Annotated in this window: 19 protein-coding genes and 1 pseudogene; 9 read left to right on the top strand and 11 right to left on the bottom strand. The window is 41.2% G+C overall.

What is annotated here, in order from left to right; all coding sequences use genetic code 11:
- Positions 1-23 precede the first annotated feature (23 nt).
- The 8 genes from V1U08_RS04495 (at position 24) to V1U08_RS04530 (ending at position 7,822) form a co-directional block, all read left to right on the top strand.
- The gene (locus V1U08_RS04495) at positions 24-896 is read left to right on the top strand and encodes a transporter substrate-binding domain-containing protein (RefSeq protein WP_330470034.1); all 873 of its coding nucleotides are present in this window, start codon (positions 24-26) and stop codon (positions 894-896) included.
- Between the two features lie 97 nt (positions 897-993).
- Positions 994-2,334, top strand: coding sequence for an amino acid permease (locus V1U08_RS04500; RefSeq protein ID WP_202796687.1), 1,341 nt, complete (start codon positions 994-996; stop codon positions 2,332-2,334).
- Entirely contained in the window at positions 2,327-3,265 is a 939-nt protein-coding gene (locus V1U08_RS04505; RefSeq protein WP_014234794.1) for a cation diffusion facilitator family transporter, read from the top strand. The genes V1U08_RS04500 and V1U08_RS04505 overlap by 8 nt, the downstream gene beginning before the upstream one ends.
- A 35-nt stretch (positions 3,266-3,300) precedes the next feature.
- On the top strand, positions 3,301-4,191 hold the full coding sequence (locus V1U08_RS04510; RefSeq protein WP_330470035.1) for a DMT family transporter: 891 nt from the start codon (positions 3,301-3,303) through the stop codon (positions 4,189-4,191).
- 112 nt (positions 4,192-4,303) lie between these two features.
- Positions 4,304-4,516, top strand: coding sequence for a DUF1656 domain-containing protein (locus tag V1U08_RS04515; RefSeq protein ID WP_014234796.1), 213 nt, complete (start codon positions 4,304-4,306; stop codon positions 4,514-4,516).
- A gap of 10 nt (positions 4,517-4,526) precedes the next feature.
- Positions 4,527-5,390 (top strand): HlyD family secretion protein, encoded by an 864-nt coding sequence (locus tag V1U08_RS04520; protein WP_014234797.1) that lies wholly within the window; start codon positions 4,527-4,529, stop codon positions 5,388-5,390.
- A gap of 14 nt (positions 5,391-5,404) precedes the next feature.
- Positions 5,405-6,760 (top strand): FUSC family protein, encoded by a 1,356-nt coding sequence (locus tag V1U08_RS04525; RefSeq protein ID WP_330470036.1) that lies wholly within the window; start codon positions 5,405-5,407, stop codon positions 6,758-6,760.
- A gap of 558 nt (positions 6,761-7,318) precedes the next feature.
- The gene (locus V1U08_RS04530; protein WP_014234784.1) at positions 7,319-7,822 is read left to right on the top strand and encodes a porin family protein; all 504 of its coding nucleotides are present in this window, start codon (positions 7,319-7,321) and stop codon (positions 7,820-7,822) included.
- A gap of 619 nt (positions 7,823-8,441) precedes the next feature.
- On the opposite strand, the gene V1U08_RS04535 is transcribed toward V1U08_RS04530, so the two are convergent.
- From V1U08_RS04535 to glgC, 5 genes and pseudogenes are all read right to left on the bottom strand, one after another.
- A complete protein-coding gene (locus V1U08_RS04535; RefSeq protein WP_330470230.1) occupies positions 8,442-9,272 on the bottom strand; it encodes a diguanylate cyclase in 831 nt (276 codons plus the stop codon).
- Positions 9,273-9,529: 257 nt separating this feature from the next.
- Positions 9,530-10,115: pseudogene (locus V1U08_RS04540) on the bottom strand (tyrosine-type recombinase/integrase).
- A gap of 254 nt (positions 10,116-10,369) precedes the next feature.
- Entirely contained in the window at positions 10,370-11,923 is a 1,554-nt protein-coding gene (locus tag V1U08_RS04545) for an arylsulfatase (RefSeq protein WP_330470037.1), read from the bottom strand.
- Positions 11,924-12,327: 404 nt separating this feature from the next.
- Positions 12,328-12,765 carry a GFA family protein gene (locus V1U08_RS04550; RefSeq protein ID WP_330470038.1) on the bottom strand — a complete coding sequence of 146 codons (438 nt, stop codon included), beginning with the start codon at positions 12,763-12,765 and terminating at the stop codon, positions 12,328-12,330.
- A gap of 419 nt (positions 12,766-13,184) precedes the next feature.
- Positions 13,185-14,441 carry a glucose-1-phosphate adenylyltransferase gene (gene glgC / locus V1U08_RS04555; protein ID WP_065302754.1) on the bottom strand — a complete coding sequence of 419 codons (1,257 nt, stop codon included), beginning with the start codon at positions 14,439-14,441 and terminating at the stop codon, positions 13,185-13,187.
- A gap of 411 nt (positions 14,442-14,852) precedes the next feature.
- Between glgC and V1U08_RS04560 the strand changes: the two genes are divergently transcribed.
- Positions 14,853-15,437 (top strand): hypothetical protein, encoded by a 585-nt coding sequence (locus V1U08_RS04560; protein ID WP_330470039.1) that lies wholly within the window; start codon positions 14,853-14,855, stop codon positions 15,435-15,437.
- A gap of 493 nt (positions 15,438-15,930) precedes the next feature.
- Here the strand turns inward: V1U08_RS04560 and cas6f are convergent, their stop codons facing one another.
- The 6 genes from cas6f to V1U08_RS04590 form a co-directional block, all read right to left on the bottom strand.
- Positions 15,931-16,533: a type I-F CRISPR-associated endoribonuclease Cas6/Csy4 gene (cas6f, locus tag V1U08_RS04565; protein WP_330470040.1), complete on the bottom strand. Its 603-nt coding sequence runs from the start codon at positions 16,531-16,533 to the stop codon at positions 15,931-15,933.
- Positions 16,534-16,543: 10 nt separating this feature from the next.
- The gene (gene csy3, locus V1U08_RS04570; protein ID WP_330470041.1) at positions 16,544-17,605 is read right to left on the bottom strand and encodes a type I-F CRISPR-associated protein Csy3; all 1,062 of its coding nucleotides are present in this window, start codon (positions 17,603-17,605) and stop codon (positions 16,544-16,546) included.
- A gap of 3 nt (positions 17,606-17,608) precedes the next feature.
- Entirely contained in the window at positions 17,609-19,708 is a 2,100-nt protein-coding gene (locus V1U08_RS04575) for a type I-F CRISPR-associated protein Csy2 (RefSeq protein ID WP_330470042.1), read from the bottom strand.
- An 18-nt stretch (positions 19,709-19,726) separates the two neighbouring features.
- Positions 19,727-20,938, bottom strand: a complete 1,212-nt coding sequence (locus tag V1U08_RS04580; RefSeq protein ID WP_330470043.1) for a TniQ family protein — start codon at positions 20,936-20,938, stop codon at positions 19,727-19,729.
- Positions 20,939-21,021: 83 nt separating this feature from the next.
- Complete coding sequence (locus tag V1U08_RS04585; protein WP_330470044.1) at positions 21,022-22,407, bottom strand: DEAD/DEAH box helicase; 1,386 nt, start codon at positions 22,405-22,407, stop codon at positions 21,022-21,024.
- Complete coding sequence (locus V1U08_RS04590; protein WP_330470045.1) at positions 22,401-22,943, bottom strand: hypothetical protein; 543 nt, start codon at positions 22,941-22,943, stop codon at positions 22,401-22,403. Before V1U08_RS04590 ends, V1U08_RS04585 begins: the two co-directional genes overlap by 7 nt.
- Between the last annotated feature and the right edge of the window lie 49 nt (positions 22,944-22,992).

Consider the following 22,992-nt stretch of genomic DNA (forward strand, 5'->3'; position numbering starts at 1 on the left):
ATTAAAGAATTAGGAACATAGATATGTTAAATAAAAAATCATTGGTACAGAGTGCATTAGCACTATCCGTACTACTTCCTGTGACAATGAACGTTGCCTTTGCCAACGAAAACAGCCTAACGTTTGGCTACCTTGCTGATGAAGCACCGTTCTCATCTTTAAGCCAGGTAACCGGCCAACCAGAGGGCTACGCGATTGATCTTTGTAAAGCGGTTGCCAATTCGATGGACGTAGAGAGCAATAGTATTCAGTTTGTCCCTGTTACTCTAGACTCTGGACTACAAAAGCTTTCTAACAGCGAAATCGACATCTTATGTAGCGCGATCACACCAACGGTAGAGCGTCGTCAGCTGGCGAGCTTCTCGCTTCCCATCTTCCAAGGTGGCGTTAGCGCAGTGTTGAATCAAGATGCACAGCAAGACTTAAAACGTGTACTCGAAGGTAAACCTGCACACGAAGGTCCTAAATGGCGTGCCACTGTCAACCGTGGCCTTGCGAATCACACTTACGTCGTCCACAAGCAAACGGTGACAGAAGCCTGGGTTAAAGAGCAAGTTAAACGCCTTGGTGTTATTGCTAAGGTTGTCAGTGTTGATACTCACGAGCAAGGACTCGACATGGTTAACTCTGGTAAAGCAGACGCTTACTTCGCTGAAGTAGACTCTTTAAGCAGTGAAATGGCGAAAGGCGGTTTTGGCAACCTAGAACTTTCAGGCCGTGTCTATGAGACAGCACTTCAATCACTAGCGGTTCCACGTAACAACGATGATTTTAGACTAAGCGTGGATAAGGCATTAAGTGCCGCATACCAAACTAACGAGTTCTCTGAACTGTTCCAACGTTACTTTGGTCAACAGCAAAGTCAGGACGTAATTCAATCTTACTCATTGAAGTAACTGACTCTGAACAATAAGCCCACTGTTGGAGATAACTTCCGGTGGGCTTGTTTAATCCCCTCAAATATTTGTTGAATTGACACACCAATGAAGGTTTATGATGACTGATAACACACCCGCCAAAACAAAGTCTTTAGGGTTTTGGACCTGTACGGCTTTGATCATTGGTAATATGATTGGCTCCGGTTTCTTCATAGCTCCTGCCGCACTCGCCCCTTACGGATCGGTTGCGATTATTGGTTGGGGCCTAATGGCAATGGCTGCGGTTTGTCTTGGCATTGTATTTGCCCGACTAGCACGAATTTCCCCATCAACAGGTGGACCCTATGCCTACACACGACTAGGTTTTGGCCGATTTACTGGCTTTTTAGTGGCCTGGGGTTACTGGATTTCCATTTGGGCCTCTTTACCCGCCATGGCTGCTGGTTTGGTTGGATATCTCAATAATCTTTTCCCTTTCCTTCATGAGTTGCGTGGCGTTAACGTTCTAATTGGCCTCGGCGCTATATGGTTAATTGCTGCGATTAATATCAAGGGTGTCAAAGAAGCCGGTATGTTTCAGGCGGTCACCGTCTACACCAAGCTGATCCCGTTTATTGGTATTAGTATCTTTGGGTTATTCTGGGTGGACTGGAGTCACTTTGCCGTATTAAACCCAAGTGACAAGCCGTTCTTTAGCGCTCTAGCGGCAACCGCTCCGTTGACGATGTTTGCTTTCTTGGGTATTGAATCAGCGACCGTGCCTGCTGGCGATGTAGAAAATGCCGATAAAACCATTCCACGCGCCACCATTGTCGGTACCTTGGTGTCTTCTCTAATTTATATTTTGGGGACAACCGTAGTACTGGGGGTACTGCCAAGAGAGTTTCTGATTCATTCCACTGCGCCGTTTGCCGATGCTGCTCACGTCATGTGGGGACCAACGGCGGCTACCATTATATCGATTGCCGCAGTTATTTCTTCCTTAGGTGCCATCAATGGCTGGACGTTACTCATGGGTCAGGTTCCTATGGCGGCAGCACGAGACGGTGCCATGCCCAAAGTGTTTGCGAAAGTGAACCGTGCTGGTTCTCCTAAGTACGGCATTTTAATTTCAGCTACCCTATCGAGCTTGCTGTTAATCGTCGATGTGTCAGGCGGCCAGGCAATGGCCACGTTTTACAATCTAATTGTCGACCTGTCGACTGATGCGGCCATGATCCCTTATGTATTCTGTTGTGTGGTAGAAGGCATTTTGTTTGTCAAAAAAGATAAGCTTTCTCGTGTGCTAAATATAAACGCTTATATTCCGATTGGCGCCATCGCATTCGTATTTTCTGTTGCGACTATTTACGGAAGTGGTCCTACTGCGGGGATGTGGAGCTTACTACTTCTGATGTGTGCAGTTCCGGTTTGGTTGATCATAGAAAAAGAAACACAAGATTCAAATAATGAGTAGTAACAGTACAAATGACAAAAAACTTATCCAATTTTCCATAACGATGGGTTGTCTCTATACGACGGCAGGAGTGGTATGGGGACTCCTCATACAATCGGGGATCATTCTTTTCGATGCGATATATTCTGGCGTGTCGATATTGCTCTCGATGATGACGATGTACGCACTGGTTATGATAAGTAAAGACAATAGCTTTGACTCAAACCAATTCCATCAGAGCAGTTTTCATATGGGTAGAACCGCTGTTGAACCGTTAGTGAACCTGGTTAAATCGTTCGTCATTATTTCTATCTGCCTCTATGGGTTTGTGAGCGCCGTATTGGTTTTGCATAACGGAGGCGCAGAAAATAATGAAAGCTTCTCGGGCATTGCTTATGGTCTCATCACCGCATTAATTTGTTTAAGCAGTTGGGGCTACTTAAAGTACTGCAGTCAGGAGCAGAACGACCTCATACAAGCCGAGTGTGAACAATGGTTAGTCGATGCGATATTCAGTCTTCTGGTGGTCGTTTCTTTTGTCATTAGCCACCTGATGATGACAACTGATTCTCTGAAGCACCTTGCTTCTTACGTCGACCCAATATCCGTGATTCTTGCAACGCTCTATTTTATTAAGGTTCCTATCACAAGATTGGTTAAGAGCATCAAAGAACTACTTGTCATGGCACCCGATGAGTCGGTTCAACAGGAAATCGAGGACATATTGCGCCCACTTTCGTCACGCTATTCATTTGACGATCATGTCGCGCGTATCACAAAAACCGGTCGACAGCTCTTCGTCGATATAACCTTTATCGATACCACCCCTTCTCGAATGTTTGAGATACAGGAACTGGACAAAATCCGTGTTGATGTCGAGTCGTGCCTAAAGCCACTGAGTAACCATCTTTGGCTCACTATCTCGTTTACTCATGATCGCTATTGGGCTTAGTCCGCCTTTTCTACACATCACGTAGAGGTTATAAAATGCAGAACAAAAAGATAGGTACTCTCTATGCCCTTTGTGGTGTGTTTATATTGAGTTTCGACAGTCTTCTGGTTAGGTTAGTCGACAGTTCACCGTGGAATCTGGTCTTCTGGAGAGGACTTTTCTTATCGGCAACCATTATCACACTCAAATATTTTGCATCTAGTAAGCATACATACGATGCTAAGCGATCACTTTCCATTGTGGACCTTATCGGTGGGTCTTCGTTTGCGATAGCAACCATCTTCTTTGTTCTGGCGATGAACAACACAGACGCGACAAGCACTTTAGCGATATTTAATACTGCCCCGCTGTTTGCCTCTTTCATCGCCTTCATCGTACTCCATGAAAAACTATCAACAGCTTTACTGGTTGCCATGATGGTTTCCATGTTGGGAATAGGAATAATTTTTCAACATGGTTTAGGTGTAGGTCAAGCCAAAGGGGATTATTACGCGCTCATTGCCGCTGTGGGATCGGCTTCTTATCTCGTAGCATTGAGAAAAAATCGTGGTGTAAACGGTCTCATAATGCTCGTGATTGGAGGTTTAGTTATGTCCGCTGTCGCAATGATGAATGGTGCGGTGCCTGGCTCTCTAGGCGCTTTACAATTTATTTATATGGCTCTACTTGGCTGTGTAGTAGTTCCACTGTCTGGCTTTTTGATCTCTAAGTCATCCAATTATTTACCAGCAGGACAAACGTCCTTAGTGCTCTTGCTAGAGCTATTACTTGGTCCTCTTTGGCTGTTTTTAGTTCTCAACGAGCGCCCCGTCAAAGAGAACTTAATCGGAGGGAGCATTGTTTTGATAACGCTTATAGCTCATCGCCGTTGGGAACGACGCATTGAAAATACGCGCAGCAACAATGCCTTACCCATCATAAAATAGACACATATCTATAAATTTTGGCTTTTGGTGGATACTGTCATACAAAAGCGATTACCTCTTCTATTCTGATTGCCTTATCTTTTCATTCATCAAGAAAACAGAGATAAACGCAATGAGCATAATGCCACATGAACTTGTCTGGGGAGAGGTCTATTTCCCTCCGCTACTACTGGTTATCGCATTGGCTTACATACTAACGCTGTTAGTGGGATCGATAGCAACCAAACTGGGGCTTCATAAGTACATTGCCTTCCCAGCGTTAGCCGAGATAAGTCTGATAGTTATTTTTACAGGCCTCGTTGGTCAGTTCATCACCATATTTTAAGGCGATCCCCGTGATTAAACGTTATTTCATCACTCTACTATTACTTTGTACCGCTGGTACTGTGTTTTACAGCTACTACCAAACATACGAAAATAACCCTTGGACCCGAGATGGCCAAGTTAGTGCTTATATTGTCTCAATAACGCCTCGCGTAACCGGACAAGTCACCGATATTTACGTGACTGACAACTCAAAGGTTAAAAAAGGCGATCTATTGTTTGAGATTGATCCGAGTATTTATCAAGCGACCTACAACAAAGCGTTAGCAAGTCAGAAACAAGCAGTCGCACTGTTATCTAAAGCGAAAAATGAAGAGCAGCGTGCCTTAAAACTACAAAAGCGTACTCCCGGCGCAGTGCCAGTGCTGACTCTGAATAATTTAAGTAATGCGGTCGAAACGGCGATGGCGAATGTGGAGCTAGCAAAAGCCACTGTAGAAGAAGCGCATCTAAATCTCGATTTTACCAAAGTTTATGCACCTACCGATGGCTATATTACCAATCTAAACCTGCGCGTTGGTTCACAAGTAGTAGCTAACTCACCAGTGGTCGCTTTGATTGATGAAAATAGCTTTTGGATAGAGGGTTACTTCAAAGAGACTGATTTAGTTGGTGTCGACCCACAAGACAAAGCGTACGTCACCTTGCTCATGCACGATGACGTGGTATTAAAGGGTAAAATCAAGAGTATTGGATACGGCATCGCTAAGCAAGATGGCAGTACAGGTAACGATCTATTGCCTAACGTAAACCCTAATTTTCAATGGATACGTTTAGCTCAGCGCATTCCGATCAAAGTGACGCTAGACAAAATCCCCGAAAATCTACAGTTACGCGTGGGTATGACGGCTTCCGTTAAAATCATCAAAAACTAATTAGGTAGATTGCTATGTTTAATGCCTCGACGAAAGAAGCGATAAAAGCAGCACTCTCTATTGTTATCGCCATTTGCCTCGCCCTGTGGTTTCAATGGGAAAAACCATACTGGGCGGCGATTGCGGTTGCCGTCATGGCATTAAACGAGAGCTTCGCGCATTCACTGAACAAAGGCTACAACCGATTACTTGGGACTGTCGTAGGTATCGGATACGCTTTTTTTCTCATTGCTATGTTCTCTCAAGATCAGTTTTTGTTCTTAACCTTTTTTACCCTATTTCTTGGGGTATGTATTTTCATGTCAAGTGATGCCAAATATGGTTATGTATTTACGATGGGGTTTTCTGTCTGCTCCATCATCGCTTGTATGGGTGGGTTTGATAACCAAGCAACATTCCATTTTGCGTTGTTACGGGTACAAGAAACCATATTAGGCGTGATTACTTTTTCTGTGGTTTATCGACTCGTATGGCCAGTTAATACTGAACAACACTTCCTCAAATGTTTTGAGGCCGTTCGCTCTACATTACTCGAATCGGTCACAAATCCAGGCTCAGTCTTCACTGAATCTTTGGAGTCGAATACAGCAAACATTGAAAAGCTGTACCAACTCTTAAATCTACCACTTACAGGCAGTTATCGTTTAAAACAACATAGGAAAGTTTGGCGCAATCGAGTAGATGAACTCGCTCATATTCAAGCAACCTTGGTTGAATGTTCCGAGTCCAATACAAAACATAACCTCGACGACGAAAAGCTGATAGAACGACTAAAGAACTTTGATGCAAACAAGCCACAATACTCACTAGTTGATAACCAGAACGATCTTGTGATTCAACACGTTCAGACATCTTGGGAGCAAGAAAAACGCAGTTTTCTCCAGCACCTTAATGAAGATGGTCGTAAAGTTCTCCAAGGTGTGATCATGTTTGTCACATCTACATTAATTTGGATATATCTACCGATACCTGGAGGCTTTATATTCCCGTTGCTAGCTGGGGTATTCTCGTGTGTTTTACCCACAATGCCCCCTAGCGTTCTCAAAGACGGTTTTTTGGGCGTAATTGGGACCGGAACGGTCATTTTACTTCAATACGTATTTTTAATGCCATTATTGACCGAGTTGTGGCAACTGGCATTATTCTATTTCATTAACGTCATCGTTATCTGGAACATCTTTTCAACGCCAAAACTGATGATACATCGAGTTCTGGGTATTAACTTGTTAGTCGTACTTACGTCTGGAGCTTTAAACCTAACGCCGGTATATAAAATAGAAACACCGCTTCTTATGCTGACAAATATCTTGCTCGCTCTGATGATAGCCAAAGTATTCAGCGACTTATTCAGAGTGCCTAGCAAAGCGTAAACACCCGAAATATCTGCCTCGTTAAATGCAATGTTTAATGAGGTTTTTATTTATTACAACGCTCCTTTCTATAGCCAATATTTCTCTAGCTTTCATCAGCAAACAACACCCTCACAGTTCACTCACACTCGCTGTATTGTCAATAAAAACCCGCTTAAAACTCTCAGGCTCATATATTCACACATCTCTTTAGAAAACAAGTTAAACAGGAGAACATTGAACGCTAAACCTTCATCAATCTAGTATCCTTTTAAGAATAAGAAATTGTTAAAATAGTATTTTACACACTAAAAATGAAAACTTTAAAAAATCTTCAACGATATTTTACTATAGATTTTGTCTATTTCGTCAAATTAAGACCAGTGTGAGTTTCATAAGTCAATGATTTATAGGGATTTAAATGTAATGAGCAAATCAGGTTATTTACTTCCAATTACCACAGAGGATTGGATCATACATATGCGATTGTTCATTAGTCACATATTTAAATATTATGACCTCAGACAGCAAAAATAGCCTCCCGTTAGCGGGACAAAATATTCTTTTTGGAGACATAATATGAAAAAATTCGCAGCAGCTTCAGCTATCATTCTTGCAACAATGGCCGCATCACCTGTATTCGCCGCTGACACCGACTGGTTCGCAGGTGTGGGCGTAGGTTACCAAAATGATCACCTATCTCATGACCAAAATGGTGAAGACGTAACGACTCAACTTCGTGGTGGTGCAATCATCAATGACCATCATCGTGTAATGGGGACTTATGGCTACATGGATAAATCTGAACAGCACTCTTTTCTAGCTTCTTATGACTACATGGTTCCAGTATACAAAGACATCAGTGTTTTTGTGGGTGCGTCAGCCGGCGTAGCGAAGAACGATATTAACGACCATAGCTCAACAGATTTTGTTTATGGTGGACAAGTAGGTGCTACCTATAAAATCAATGAAAACTGGTCAACAGATTTAACTTATCGCTACCTAGAGCAAGACTACGACGAAAAAAATACAAAAGTGGATAACTCTCAACAAGTATTCCTAACAGTTGATTACCATTTTTAATTCAATTAGTTACTAAGAGTTAAGCCACCTTGGGGTGGCTTTTATTTAAAGTTAGAGAATTAAAAGTGGTCAACATAATGTCGACAAACAAGCTCTAGTTCTTTTGCCACTGAAATCTCCAATTTCTGAAAGTGCGAAGAGTATTTTTTACTGGACATTTTTTGTATAAGTTTGCAGAAAATGCCGAGTTAATGTATGTATCACTTTGTTTTATTTGGTAAGAATAAATGAAAATCCAAATTACAAATAGTTTTACACAACAGCCTGTGGCTCAAGACCTTCGCACACAAAGATATTAGAAAAGGTAGGTCAAAAGATGCTTTTGGCACGAAGGTAATAGTTTTGTTGAAACTCATCTTGGGGCAAAACAGATCTAGTGACGATAACTCGCTCAATGCTGGACAAATGTGTTTTAGTAACTTGACTAAATTGGCGACTAACTGATTACTGAATGGCCACCAATATAGTAGCCACTTCTAGTATGACCAAAAGTATGTCAAATCACCGCTAGGTGAAATAATATATCAACTAGGCGTAACTCTGAAAGAGGCACTTTCGTGCCAGAAATTTGAGCTCAACCTGATCGGAAAACTTTGCATTAGTATTTCCTTGGGATGTGTCAATCGTTTGATATTAAAACCTGATTTCGGCCATTTCTTTTGGCCTGATAAAGTGCTTGGTCCGCTTTTTCAATAGCGTTGAAAATATTTGCGCTTGAAATTATTTCTGCTATTCCAAATGAAGCTGTTGCTTTAATGGTTGTTTCTGCTACCAGTATTTCCATTGCCTCAATGTCACTTCGCATACGCTCAGCAACTTTATACGCATCCTTTAGCGTTGTTTGGATTAGCGAGATAACAAACTCTTCGCCTCCGTATCGAAGTACCTTATCAAGATTTCGCATATTTCGGTTCACTACTTCTATCGTTTGCTTTAATACTTGATCTCCAGCACGATGACCATAACGATCATTTATTGATTTAAAATGGTCAAGATCAAAAATAATAATACATGCATTATTAACTTCTGAAGAGATCAACTGCTTAATTTTACAAAGCTCATCATTAAGTGAGCGGCGATTATATGCGCCAGTTAGTGGATCACGATTGTATAATAATGTATTGATTTCTTTTTTTAAATTTTCGAGTACTTCCACGAATTCATCAAGATTGTAATAAAATGAATCAAATTGGTCCTTACTGATTGCTTTGCCGTCTATTTCACTCCGGAGCATTGCCGCTGCACTTTCATGCAATAATCGATGTAGATTTTCGATGTCACGGAAAAACTGGCTTTCTCTTAGCTCGGCAGGCTGCTCGCCGTAATACCATTCACCAGATGCACACAATAAGTGGGCGTCTTTACACAAATCCATTTTTGTATGCATAGTATGGCAAGCAATCGTACGCATCAGACCTCTTACCCATTGACGATGAGACGAAATAGCAATCTATTCTTTCAATAACTGGTAATAATTCATCATTTGTTACTGTATACATAAGTGATCAACCTAACTGAATTATTGCATTTATTAAAACTACTAACCATGCAATATGAAATATATTTAAATAAAACTTAGTGCACATTGGGTGTAATTACTATACTAAAACTGAGCATAATTGGTGCGGGTTTACAGAGATGTACTACCCAATTTGAAACACGCAATGGGGCACAGGCTTTTCAGAGTTAGAAAAGCCTTTATGCTAACTAGCAGTCTGTTTGCTCTGAAAGCTTTAGAGCGTCTTCCAATTCAACACCCAGATAGCGCGTTGTATTATCGAGCTTAGAATGCCCTAGTAAAATCTGTACCGCCCTGATGTTCTTTGTTCTGGCATAGATCAACGTGGCTTTAGTGCGACGCATTGAATGAGTCCCATAATAGTCTGAGCTTTACAGCCCAACACCTGATAATTGAACGATAAAATGAGTAACTGATTGGTTGCCCTTTACGGCGACAACTTGGAAATAAAAAGCTGCTGGCTTATAAGGATGCGGAGTAGATCCATCGACTGATACTTTGCTGCGTCCTAGGAGTAATTTCATAGTGCACATCAATACCCGTTTTTTGCTGGATGCATTGAACCCTTTCATAAATCACTCCTTGCGAAGAAACATCGTATACGTGCAGCTTTAGTAAATCACTCGCTCTTAGCTTACTATCAATGGCTAGGTTTAGCAGAGCAAGCTGCATCAGGTCGTTTTCAAGCTCAAGTCTAGTCCTGATTCGCCAGATTTCTTCAAGCTTGAATGGCCTTTTTATGCCGCTACATTTTCCTGAAGATAACTTTCTCATGTTGACCTCCTCTTAGGTGCTATTGGTCAACATAAAGTCTGACTATGAATGCAACAGTTCCAGTTTCGATCGCTGTCGGATAGCACGAGCTTAAACGCCCATGGACAAAATTTGCTTAAAGTATCTTATTCACTTAGAGACAATAGAATTACCTTAAGTAAGGAAAAATATATATCTGCCATAAGCCACTACACTAATTCAGCTGAAAACTGGAGCCTAGTCATATTTGAATAGGCTCCAAAAATAACCCTTAGTTATTCGCGACCCTTCTGTAGCTCGCTAATTAGTTCACTAAAGTCGTGCGTATCAGCTTTTTGCACTGGCGGGTAATCTTGCAGTGACTTGATATGCTCCATCAATAGCTCTTGAACAGGCTCATTCAACCATTGCTTACGTTGGAGTGCTTGCGAACGGTCAGATGTTGAAGAAAAAGACTCATATGGGTCCATATGTAAATTGAAAATGATTGGAAACTTCTGTTTTACATACGGTTCATAGTAGTCTTCACTGGTTTCAAAATTCAACTTCCATTGTTTATAGCGTATGGCTTTAATGCTGGATTCATAGTAGTAAATGAAGTTATCTCGGGAACTTTCTTTGGTTTCCCCCTTCCAATAATCCAGATTGTTCACACCATCAATAAACTGTTTTCGTTCTTTCAGCATTTTTTCATGAACATCGGGAACACCAGCTGCTGCCGCTAAAGTGGTGAAAATATCCATATGTGACTGAATGCCTCTTCTGATTTCTCCTGCAGGGATATGTCCCGGCCAGCGAACAATCATAGGCACCCGAACGCCACCTTCATATGTCGTCATCTTTTCACCACGGAATGGTGTTGTACCACCATGCGTTTTAGCACTGTGCTCTGGCCCATTATCAGTAGAGTAAACAATAATCGTGTTATCGAGGACGCCCATGTCCTCCATCGAGTCCAGCAATTCACCGACTTGCATATCATGTTCAATCATTCCGCTACCATACGCGTCATGCTCGGTATTGGTGTCGGCAGCTAAGTAACGACGAGACTCTCGAAGGTGGGTAAACATATGCATGCGACTAGTATTCAGCCAAACAAAAAACGGCTTCTTACTGTCTTTGCTTTCTTGCATGAAATTTTCCGCCGCTGCAATAAATTCATCATCCACAGTTTCCATACGTTTGGTGGTTAGCGGCCCAGTATCTTCACACTTTTGTTTACCCATTACGCCAAAACGTGGATCCTCGGTCTTATCAACCTTCTCGGTTGCGTAACAATGCAGCACGCCGCGGGTTCCATACTTCTTCTTGAACTCAGGATTTTTTGGATAATCATATTGCTCCGGTTCTTCTTCAGTATTTAAGTGGTAAAGGTTACCAAAGAACTCATCAAAACCATGAACTGTAGGAAGGTGCTCGTTTCGGTCTCCAAGGTGGTTCTTACCAAATTGGCCACTACGATAGCCCATCTCTTTTAGGACTTCAGCTAACGTCGGAGTTTTAGCATTGAGTCCCAGTTTTGCACCTGGACGCCCAACGGTAGTCATACCGCTACGTATAGGATACTGGCCAGTAATTAGAGCGGCTCGACCAGCCGTACTGGAAGGCTGAGCGTAATGCTCTGTAAACATCACCCCTTCGTTGGCTAGGCGATCGATGTTTGGCGTCTCATAACCTATCACCCCACGCCCATAAGCACTGACGTTAGTCCAACCGACATCATCAGGGAATATAATTAAAATATTGGGCTGTTCTGCCTCCGCAGCTCTTATTGCAGGAGCAATACCTGTGGAAGCCAGTAAAGCCGTTGCTAGTAACGTTTTTTTCATTAAAAAGTACCTTTTAAAATTTACTTATTTTGGAAGTTTTAGTTCTAGACCCTATCGATATCACCGCTTTACGTTTCGATACCAAGCCTAGTATTAAACGTTCAGACATATTGTTCTCAAAGACAGAATAGACTATTCAGCCAGTGATATTTTGAGTCGTTCGACAAGTTTGAAAAAAACTAACGTCCTGCAAAATATAGCTTATTTGTATTGCCCGCAGTCTTTGACTCTTGATTGTTATCGCTGTGGTTTTACGAAAACAGTCTACATTCCATATAGCCCCTGATATACAATCTGCTATTAGGTAAATAAGTTCAATTTATGACAAAAGAAATGTGTATTAAATCTAAGGTTGGCACCCTTTCAGGGGCTTCTGAGTTATCAAGTGCTAAATGTAATGAAACCTAAAATTTCGTATGTGTTTGGCTCTTAACATGCTCCGGTGATTCGTCATAGTTAGGAATATTATCCAAATGCTTAGACCAGTTAGCACGACGACTAACAAAGATTTTAGCTGTGGGCTCAATTAAAATTGGGCTATCTAAGCTACCTGCAGGAACCACGACACTATTAATATTTTCATCAACCGTGGGAAGTGCAGATCCACATTTTTGACAAAAGCTTTTTGCATGCATTGAATTTAAATGATGGTAGGTTTTAACGTCACTTTCACCTTGTAACCAAGTTAACGTGTTCGCTGTAGCAAATAGATTTGCAGCATGAGCAGAACCAGTATCCTTTTGGCAGTGAGTACAGTGACACAAAAAGAAAGACTGGAAATCACCTGAAAGCTCATACTTCACTTCACCACAAAGACATGAACCTTTATGTTTATTGGTCATGAAAGCCTCCTTACATTCGATTACACATTTAGCTTCATAAGGTAGTGTGTACCACCTCCGAATAAGTGACCGTAAGTCAATGCGCACCAATATTCAACCAGAACCATATTGAATCATTAAAGAATTTTGGTTAACCACGAGGGACCGGGAATGTTATGAGTAATAAATCTAAGAAGAAATGGGGGCATTCTTATTTTAAAATTCATCATAAGGTTCGCTTTTTAACACACCAATTTCTCGATTTTTGTGGATGAAACAATTGTTAGCCGCGGGGGTATGTCTTTAGGTGGAACGTGATCTTATCTCCGAGTGGTGAAGATAAGACCATAATTTGGGTGTCAGACTAATTGTACTCGTGTGCCATATTTTTAGCCATGCGATGTCTTTGACTCGTATTTCGAAAAAATTATTCAGTACGTTTATTTAGCAAGATTTTCCAGCATCGTTTTAGTTACTAGGGTGATTCCTTTTTTCGTAACACGAAAACCATTGGCTTCATCCTGTTCCTTATCATAACCAATGCTCAAACCGGCCGGGATACAACAATAACTATCAAGGATAACTCGCTTCAGTTTAGCGTGTTCACCAACTTGACTGCCAGGCAACAGTACTGACTCTTCAATAAGACTGTATGAGTGGGCATGGACACTTGAATACAACAATGATTTTCTAATAGTTGAACCAGAAATAATGCACCCTCCAGAAACCGTTGAATCTACGGCCATACCACGGCGTTCATCATTATCAAAAATGAATTTAGCAGGTGGAAGCTGTTCTTGATATGTCCAAATCGGCCAGTCTTTATCATAAAGGTCAAGTTGTGGTTTAGGTGTAACAAGTTCCATATTGGCTTCCCAAAATGAGTCAAGTGTACCCACGTCACGCCAGTAGGGCTGATTTTCACTGTCTGGATCTTTGAAAGAGTAAGCAAAAACATTACTCTCATTAATGATTGAAGGAATGATATCGTGGCCAAAATCGCGGGTGGATCCTTGGACATCCACATCTTTTAATAACTGGTTAAAAAGAAAATCAACATTGAATAAATAATTGCCCATTGAAGCCAAACACTTATTCGGTTTATTCGGAATTTCATTAGGTTGAGCTGGTTTCTCATCAAAAGCGACTATTTTGTTTTTGGAATCTACGGTCAGAACACCAAAGCTACCTGCAGCTTCTTCAGTATCAACTTCTAGGCAACAGACTGTCATATCTGCGTTATTTGCCACATGCTCCGCTAGTAGAGTGCCGTAGTCCATACGATATACATGGTCACCAGACAGAATTAGAATGTACTTGGGTCTATGTGAACGAATTATATCAATATTTTGATATACCGCATCCGCTGTACCAGCATACCAGTCATCGCCCGTTCGTTGTGAAGCAGGTAAAATTTCAACAAATTGTTGAGCCCTAAGGCTTCCCCAACCGCGGCTAATGTGACGGATCAACGAGTGCGACTTGTATTGTGTAGCGATACCTACGCGGTGAATACCTGAATTGAAACAGTTTGATAGTGGAAAATCGATAATACGAAACTTACCACCAAAATATACAGCAGGTTTTGCTCGAAAATCAGTGAGTTCAAATAAACGACTACCTCGACCACCTGCCAATATCAAAGCGTAAGTGTCTTTGGTCAAATTACTGATATGTCTATCATAATTCTGGGGCATAGAGACCTCCATGGGGGCGATTTATATATGCTTGTAGTTATAATCGGAGCAGTGTATTGATTATATGCAAGTTACTATATAGGGTAATTGTTGAATAAACTGTGACTGAAGTTCGGCATTATTACTTGAATAGCCACCAGTATCGTAGCCACTTTTAGCATTACCAAAAATAGGCCAAGTTATGACAAAAGAAATGAGTCCTGATTCTTGTGCTAAAAAGGTTTGGGGCAAAAATTTGCTAGCCAGAATCGTGTAGAAACAGGTTGTTTCACTGTTGTTTCGCTGTGATCGGCGCTAGTTGTGATAGTCGCTACACGCGTCTGGACAACAGTGAGCTAGGCATGAGATTTATCATCATGTCAGTTTATTGTGTTAGAGTGTCATTTTATACAGTAGCTATAGAGTATTCTGGTGCATATCAAATTCGGGCAAAAGCTGCGAAGTGACAACCTCAATGGTAAAATTTGGCTTACTTCTGACTTGCATTTTTATCACAACAATATCCTTAAGTATCAATCAAATACTAGACCATTCAAATCTATAGAAGATATGAATGAGACGATTATTGAACACTGGAATTCTGTAGTTTCCAATAATGATGTAGTAATTGATCTTGGAGACATGTTTTTTGCACCACAAGACAAGTGTGAGGCAATTTTAAAACGCCTTAAAGGCAAAGTCATCCACCTCGCTGGTAATCACTCTAAAGTCTTACGAAACCAACTTTCAAACACTCCGTGTTACGATCATTTCGAGTTCTCTTTCAACGGGAATCTGATCGTCCTCAATCACTATCCGTTAAGAGTTTGGAATCGCTCGCATTATTCGAACTCGTTTCATTTTTTTGGACATTGTCATGGGCACCTTGAGCCATATAAAAATAGTCTTGATGTTGGGTGGGATGTACATCAAAGACTTCTTACTATTGATGAAGCAATTGAGTTAGCCAGACAATCAACATTAGAGGACAAAAACGCATTCTACGCAGTTCCGTAAACGATGAGCACCAATGCTGTAAGGTTCTCAAGTGCTTCTGGCCCACCCTCAGTGAGTGAGCCCTCAGCTCGAAGTTTGGAATTATCAACCGGGCATAAAACTGTGCTGACACAGAGGGGATGGGAGTCGGGGAATCCCAGCGAGAAGCGGTGGCCGGATTGCTCCTGAATATGCACCGAGAAACAAAAAAGGCAGAACCACTATATCTGCCTTTTATAAATGATAAAATTCAAACTACCTATTCGGTAGGGTTTTACCTGAGTATTTTTTAAACATATTCTTAGCTGCCTACTCGGCAGGTCACTACCAACGGCCATGCCCCTTAAAGACCTGCTATTTCTTAGCTGCCTACTCGGCAGGTCACTATAAATTATAGACTATAAGTTAATGATTTTCCTATTAGAATAAACAACAATTCGTATATTACCCTTTTCTTGCCTCTTACTGTAACCCACTGTTTTATCGTAAAATAAATGTGAACTTCAAAAAATGGTCAAATATACAGCGCAGGGACCGTCCCTCTTTTTTCTTGATTTGTGGCTAGGCCGTAATTGTTGAAATTAGGTTGTTCCCTTGATTGTGAAAACTCTTTTTGAATATGTAATACATACTCCTGGCCAGATGAACCACTAGAAATTGGAATGCGGTGATAATGTTCCACTACACGCTCTTCAACCGCAACCGGGGTATGCTCTACATCCAATAATTTGGCCCTCTCCATGCTACGTTTCATCCTTCGTTTCTTAGAAGCAATAAAACTCTTGCCAATCGCTTGATTTCTTACAAACCTCACTTCAGAAGACAGTTTTGGAACCTCATCAACTTTCGAAAGTTCAAATAAACCTTCTTTTATCATTCTGGAAAAGTAAGGTTGGAAAGCTAGCCCCAATAGCGCTTCTTTATCTTCCATAACAAAGGCGATCATGTCACCAACATCCTTCGTATTCCAGCGAGGAAAACAAACTCCCACTTTATTTTTCACCTTAGGATTGTTAACTGAAAACAAGTGCATCTGGTATATACAGCGACCAGCCAAGAGTTCAAAGTCAGCATATGAAGGAATATAACGAATCGAAAAGTAATACCTTCTGTCCATCAGCATACCCTCATTTAGATTTAGATTTAGATTTAGATTTGGTGCTTGAGCAATTGAATAAACCACCTTTAATAAGTACCGACATAATAAAATGAACATCATTAGGTATGGATTGAGATTCATTCATTACTTCTATCCACGTTTCGGTACCCCGAATCAACTGATAAAAGTCATTACCTAATAATGGGTGACGTCTTGCAATCACATATTTCCTGTCAGCCCCATACTCATTCACTCTTAACGGCTTATCTGCATTTTCATGCCACCAATCATCAATTGACTGCAATGCTGCACCAATTTTTTGAGCATGAAATGCAGCCGTCTCTTGTTCATTATGTAAAGACACCTTAGCCAACTGCCTTGTGGGTAACCCCTCTTGTTTGCCTTCTATATACTCCTGGCTTGGATAAACTTCATCCCCTCCTGCGACTGACAGTATAGCCTTCACATCCATATAGAAGCGCTGAGAATTAGAACTGTCAGACAACGCTCTGGACAAATAGCCTGTTAATTTTTCTAAGCTCTGAGTTGATTGTTTATCCCAGTGGTCATACCAAGAAAGCTTTGTCGCATCATTAATTTCAATGGATTCACCATCACTCGTTATTACTTGGATCACAATACAACGGCAATCTCTATTTCTCCACAACCACTTCCCGCGCAGTATATTTTTCGCATAGCGATAAGCCAGTTCTTGATAACCGTTCAGTTCTTTATAAATTTTGGCAAGTAACCTTAATTGCTCGCGCACTTTATCATCACTACATACATCAGGATGTAACGAGCAAGCTTTAATTCGAAGTGAAAACTCACAGATGATTTCATTGGTCATTGGTGGAACATAGCATTCCTCAATAAATTGAATATTGGAATAAGATAAGTTCTGAGGTGCTACATTTTTTTGAACAAATGAACTACCTTGATAAGCTACCTCATACCCGCCTTTTGATGCTCGGAGGTAGGTTCTATCAATCGCTAACGGGCACTTATCGCCATTCGAAGCCAAGCAATAAAAATACGCTTTCCCTGGAGAAATAGACCGCACGTAATTGAGTTGACTACACAGTTCCATATCCTATTCCTTGTATTTTTTTACAAGAATAGTTGTTGAACTGCATTCTAGCGACCAAAAAGCTTCCTGAAAAAAGTGTTTACTTCCGGCAAAACGCATATCTATAGGGATAATCTGCCTAGCTACAATCAACGTATTTTCAGCATAAGTGTGTAGAGCAGTAAGGGCATTGTTTCGAGGTATAGGATATTCTAAAAAATGGTAACCATTTGAGACTGGTAGACAGCCATTATTCTGATCCAAAGTCGATTCCAATTCATCAAAACTATCAGGTTGCAGCTCACAGGGGTATAACCACCGTCCATAAGCTGGTAAGCCCTTTAATGCATGAAACAAACTAGATTGACTATCGAACGTTCTCAGCCAGTCGATTTTTGATGAGATGAGAGGTTGGAACAAAGAGCCTCCGGCCAAAGAAAGCGGGAGTACAGACTTAAGTGCTGCGCGGTAATCCGATAATCTGCCATTGCTTTTTACGCATATAACTAAATCTATTTCTAAGTCAGCAAACCTATCAGTTCGAATCGTTGGACGCTTTGCATTTGAAAGGGTTCGGACTTTTTCTACTGAATTGGGCTCCGTCAACTTCGCGCCCACAGTAATGCTTTGACTTCGCACATATATCGAAAAGCCGGCAAACTCATAAAACACATCACTGTTAATCGATCTATTGAACTCTCTTTGATAGTGATGAACAAAGCCCCAAATAGCTGTGAGTGATGGAACACCACATAAGTATGGACAACTCATCGCTAGGGAGTCTTGCACCCGCAGTGAAGAAAGGTAGATATACTGTTCACCCTGGCCACTAACTTCATCTTCCTGAGGTTTGCTCAGCTTGTTAAGAACCCAAACAATCTGAGATTTAACTACTTGTAGCAGTTTAGGATGATAAGCAAATTTTCTGGTAAATTTATTCTCTTGTAATACAAAATGTAAGCGCTGATTGAACTGGTTTACCAGCGCGGGTAGTTCTAATTCAGGTAGCGTTAGAAAGTCTTGAACCAAGCTTTCATGCTCTTCAATAACGCCCTCTCGGTTATCGCTATCGATACGATCTCGCAGTTCAATTAACGGTAGCATCCATAAGGCAACCTGCTTTCTCAAAACTCTACTTTGATCTTTTCTCGATTTAATTCTTTGTTTGTGCGTTGTAGATATTTCTGTGCCAGTCAAACGACTTAGAACTTTACATATTTTTTCATTCGTTAGCTGAAAATCATCAAAATACAGACCACTCGCTAGCCTGCTGTCGGCTAGAGTTTTTCTTGATGTTGACCTATTTGTCGATGACGGCACATCTAATGGGTAATTCAGTACTTGCATATTGCCACCCACACTGCCACATAAATTCCCGATATTTGCTGAATTAGGGAATGACAGAGTTACAAACTTGAGATGACTCTCTCCGTTTCGATAACGATGTTCCAATTCCCGTTGCATCGCATGGCTCACAACGGGAGTAATCGATAAATAATCTCCGTTCCAAGGGAAACGCAACTGCTTAGAGTACGGATCAACATAGCGAGGAAACGATTGTGAGGAAAGCTGCAACTCAATTTCGGTTCTAAGGCGTTCAAGCGACTTTTCGCTCAAACCAAAGGCCCTCAGCAAGTCTAACCAAATTGGGTTTTGTTGCTCTATTAAGGTAAGAATATTGGCGGGTTGAGACTGCCAAATGAAAGAATTCAGCAACCAAATAGTGTAGCGATAATCAGCCGAATTATGCGCCCAACCTAAGCTTGGCTTCAACGTAGCACTTGAAATGAAAACGTCATCTGTAGGAAGAGGTTCACCAATAATCTTCTGTCTACTTACTCGGCAATCTGGGTATTTTAGGTTGTGAGTGTGGAACCATTGTATCTCAGCCAGCGAGGCAGTTAGGTTGCGTTGCTCTGTTAGATAACCTAGCGCTCGTTCATCACCCAGCCAGTTAATATGCTTCGTTCCTTTGGGGTAGTAACTTAAGTTAAGCAGTATGATTAAAGCTTCTTTTTCACAGCCATCAATTTCGATATCTTCACTATAAGGCATGAATACTTTTTTCAACGTCGTCTGCTTGACCACTTCATCTTCAATTCGCAATACATCACTTAGCTTCATCGTTATTACTTTCCTGAATTACCAGTTCGAGAGATAGACACTAAGGCCATCACTCTCGGAACACATACGAACCAACTTAGTCTCTATCATTCCTCTCAAAGTAAATACTGGTTCGTGGCGAGCTAGTTTAGTGTGTATTTTCGGTCGAAATGCTGCTTGAATCTCACCGAAATTATACAAACGATATACTTCATCTGTACTACATGAAAGCAACGTAGACGCTTCAAACGGGCTCAACAAAACATCTGCGATATTTCCTTTAGGCGACGAGGAACTGTCGGCAACTAAACGAGTGAGATAATGTAAAATCTCAACTAACACAATATTCTTACTTAACTGACGACTTGGGAGTTCGCGGCACTCTTTCAACAATTCCCCAAACACTTCTCTGAAAAATACCTTTCTCCATTGCTTCACTCGAATTACATCAGCTTTATCTACCAGCTTATCCAGTTCGTGGTGTAATGGTTTTGGCCACTCTGCACAATATTTTACAAAGGCATGAAAGCTGATATCTTCTAGATCGCCATAGCGGTTCACGTACCAAAGCAAAAAACCATAGCGCTCTGAGGTTGTCATATCTTTGCTCATGACGCCCTCTTCCATAGGTGACTCTCCGGCTAGCCAGCGAGCTACCATCAACTCGCTTTCAAACGATACTTTTGCCTCAGCTTCGGCAAGGTTAGAACCACATTCACAATATTGAATGCGCTCTGAATTCTGATACTCAAGTCGGCAACCGCATTCTGGGCATTGATGGAGCAACTTGCAGCCGTGCTCCGCACATGATTGAACAGGTATAAACTGCCAATTCTGTCGTATATACGGCGCATCACCCAAACACATAGGACAAATTGGTGTAAATCTCTTTCTCAGAAAGGAAAAGGGATAATCCACACCGAAACGATGCACAGCTTTGAATTTTGGTGAAAAATTGGCTTTTGAGTGCATTAAGGCCAAACGTAAAACACCAAAGTCGTTGAGTTTAATTCGGCGTTCTAGGTCAATGAGGACACGCGCTCTCATTTCGCTGGTTGTATGCCCGTGATAAATGTTGATGCAATTAAGCTCTAGTGGGAAAGCACCTGACATCGCCTCATTTTCATTAAGTGTTTGATACCAGATGTCTTCTGCAAAATGGGTAAATCGCTCGTACCCTTGCTCTTGCGATAGTCGCAACAGAAAGCTTTCGAGCGATTCATCAGGGTATAGTTGAATATTTGTAATCACAATCCACCACTAAAACTTAGAATAACTAAGTTTTAGTATTGCTGATGAGGTGTATAAATCAAGGTGAATAATATTTTTCTTGATTACATAAAGGCAGCAAGAACTCTTTGTTTAAAATCACCTAAATGCAGTTCATCGTAACCCACGACCGGAAGGGTGGCCGTATTAGAAAAAGGGCTAATCCTGGACCAATTGATACTGGATATAGCCTCCTTAGGCTCCAAGGCCATATCGACTAAACGCTCTGTAGAAATAGCGTTCCTTTCTTGTTTATTATATTTCTCACTGCACTTGTTAAGTTTGATTAACTGGCATGACTCTGGAATGTCTTGTTCAATCCTTTCAGCAAACCTAATTAAGCTCTCCTCGGCAAAGGTATAAAGCCAGGCTTCTTGGTTCGGCGAGTCATTGATTCTAAGTATTCGACCTAATACCTGCCTAAAATAGAGCTCTGTTTTAACCGCACTCATATGACAACATACTTGTAATCTAGGGATATCGGTTCCTTCACTTATCATCCCCACACTGACTATCCACTGTGTATCTGAATGCCGAAATGATTCAATTTCCTGTAACGGGTTGTTAAGGTGATAAGTAACAACGCAGGCCGATTGATTGAAGCGTTCAATAAGTCTCTGCTGAATATCTTTCGCATGTCTAACAGAAGCAGCAACAACTAACCCACCTGCATTTGGTGATTCTTTTCTTACCTGTGCTAACTTTTGGCAACCACTCTCCAGAATATAGTTCATGGCATCTTCATTGTGGATGACACTCTGGTAAGAAACATCTGATTGTTTCAGGCAATCCAAAATGGAGGTAAAGTGCTGATTTGTACTCCCCTTAGAAATACTCAGATGATCATTGTCTATTAATACAATTTGAGGACGACGACATACCCTGTCCTCAACAGCCTGTTTTAATCCATACTGATAATCACAAATAACCATTCCATCTGGATCAGAATACTCAGCCATTACAATGGGTGACCGGTCTGATCGCCAGGGTGTTCCAGATAACGCCAGTGTATATTGTGCAAGCCCTTGGAGTTTCCTAATAATTTCTATCCCCCACGAATTAGAACGACCGTCTTCATCAAACGAACAATGATGAATTTCGTCAAATACGGCTAGCACTCGATACTTTCTGACCGTTTTCCAAAAGCTTTCATCCAAGAATCGGATGGATTGGTACGTATAAGATCCCCCCAAAGAGCCCAATCCTCCGTTGAAAGAACATTCTAACTTCCAAGAGAATGTATTTCTCATTCCTTCAGCCACGGAGAGGGATGGCGAAAAACAAAGGACCAAGTCGATCATGTCATTTTCAAATAAGCACTTTGCAACCTCTGCAGCCATAACTGTTTTTCCAGCTCCTGGAGTCGCTTGACAAAAGAAATGGGAATCGCGGGCTGACGTAAACTTTTTTAAAACTTGAGTTACACACTCGCTTTGCCAAACCCTTAGCATTTTTGCGCCTTATCTTTTGCTATATGAACGTAATTGTTCAACGCATTGATTTTACCCAATAGTTTCGCTGAGTGTTCTTTTGCAGCATTATAGAGTGGCTGCAGATCTTTCTTGTTACTTGGAAACCGAGACAACAACGATTGATATTCTTCAATCTCGCCCAAAGTAATCGCTAACTCTCCTTCATACAGCTTCCTCTCTTGCACCAACGTATTTAGAGCAGATTCCGTTAGATTAGCGTTTGAATTCACTCTCCCATTTTTATCGTTGAGGGTTCGAGGTTCTACTGCTAACGCTTTAAATTCCGCAGTAACGTGGTAACGTTTATCTTGGCGCAGTCCATCTGCTAATAGCCATCCTTTGCCCTCAAACGATAGGAGTTGCCTATACACATACTTTCGAGCATCCTCTTTGCTTGGAAACAATACACCGCTTTCAAGTAACGCATCCCTAGCTTCTGTTACAGAGAAATCATCCATTCCTCTTTCAATCAATAAGTTAAACATGTGTGGGTTAATTTTGGTGACTCTGTTCATGTGGCTATAACAATCAATAAAAACTTAGGATTGCTAAGTATACAAAAAT

The sequence above is a fragment of the Vibrio sp. YYF0003 genome (assembly GCF_036350715.1).
Classification (GTDB): Bacteria; Pseudomonadota; Gammaproteobacteria; order Enterobacterales; family Vibrionaceae; genus Vibrio; species Vibrio natriegens.

Bases quoted from the DNA above. Each gene is read 5' to 3' on its own strand.
- V1U08_RS04495 (WP_330470034.1), top strand. From the start codon at position 24: ATGTTAAATAAAAAATCATTGGTACAGAGTGCATTAGCACTATCCGTA.
- V1U08_RS04500 (WP_202796687.1), top strand. From the start codon at position 994: ATGATGACTGATAACACACCCGCCAAAACAAAGTCTTTAGGGTTTTGG.
- V1U08_RS04505 (WP_014234794.1), top strand. From the start codon at position 2,327: ATGAGTAGTAACAGTACAAATGACAAAAAACTTATCCAATTTTCCATA.
- V1U08_RS04510 (WP_330470035.1), top strand. From the start codon at position 3,301: ATGCAGAACAAAAAGATAGGTACTCTCTATGCCCTTTGTGGTGTGTTT.
- V1U08_RS04515 (WP_014234796.1), top strand. From the start codon at position 4,304: ATGAGCATAATGCCACATGAACTTGTCTGGGGAGAGGTCTATTTCCCT.
- V1U08_RS04525 (WP_330470036.1), top strand. From the start codon at position 5,405: ATGTTTAATGCCTCGACGAAAGAAGCGATAAAAGCAGCACTCTCTATT.
- V1U08_RS04530 (WP_014234784.1), top strand. From the start codon at position 7,319: ATGAAAAAATTCGCAGCAGCTTCAGCTATCATTCTTGCAACAATGGCC.
- V1U08_RS04545 (WP_330470037.1), bottom strand. From the start codon at position 11,923: ATGAAAAAAACGTTACTAGCAACGGCTTTACTGGCTTCCACAGGTATT.
- V1U08_RS04550 (WP_330470038.1), bottom strand. From the start codon at position 12,765: ATGACCAATAAACATAAAGGTTCATGTCTTTGTGGTGAAGTGAAGTAT.
- glgC (WP_065302754.1), bottom strand. From the start codon at position 14,441: ATGCCCCAGAATTATGATAGACATATCAGTAATTTGACCAAAGACACT.
- cas6f (WP_330470040.1), bottom strand. From the start codon at position 16,533: ATGGACAGAAGGTATTACTTTTCGATTCGTTATATTCCTTCATATGCT.
- csy3 (WP_330470041.1), bottom strand. From the start codon at position 17,605: ATGGAACTGTGTAGTCAACTCAATTACGTGCGGTCTATTTCTCCAGGG.
- V1U08_RS04575 (WP_330470042.1), bottom strand. From the start codon at position 19,708: ATGAAGCTAAGTGATGTATTGCGAATTGAAGATGAAGTGGTCAAGCAG.
- V1U08_RS04585 (WP_330470044.1), bottom strand. From the start codon at position 22,407: ATGCTAAGGGTTTGGCAAAGCGAGTGTGTAACTCAAGTTTTAAAAAAG.
- V1U08_RS04590 (WP_330470045.1), bottom strand. From the start codon at position 22,943: ATGAACAGAGTCACCAAAATTAACCCACACATGTTTAACTTATTGATT.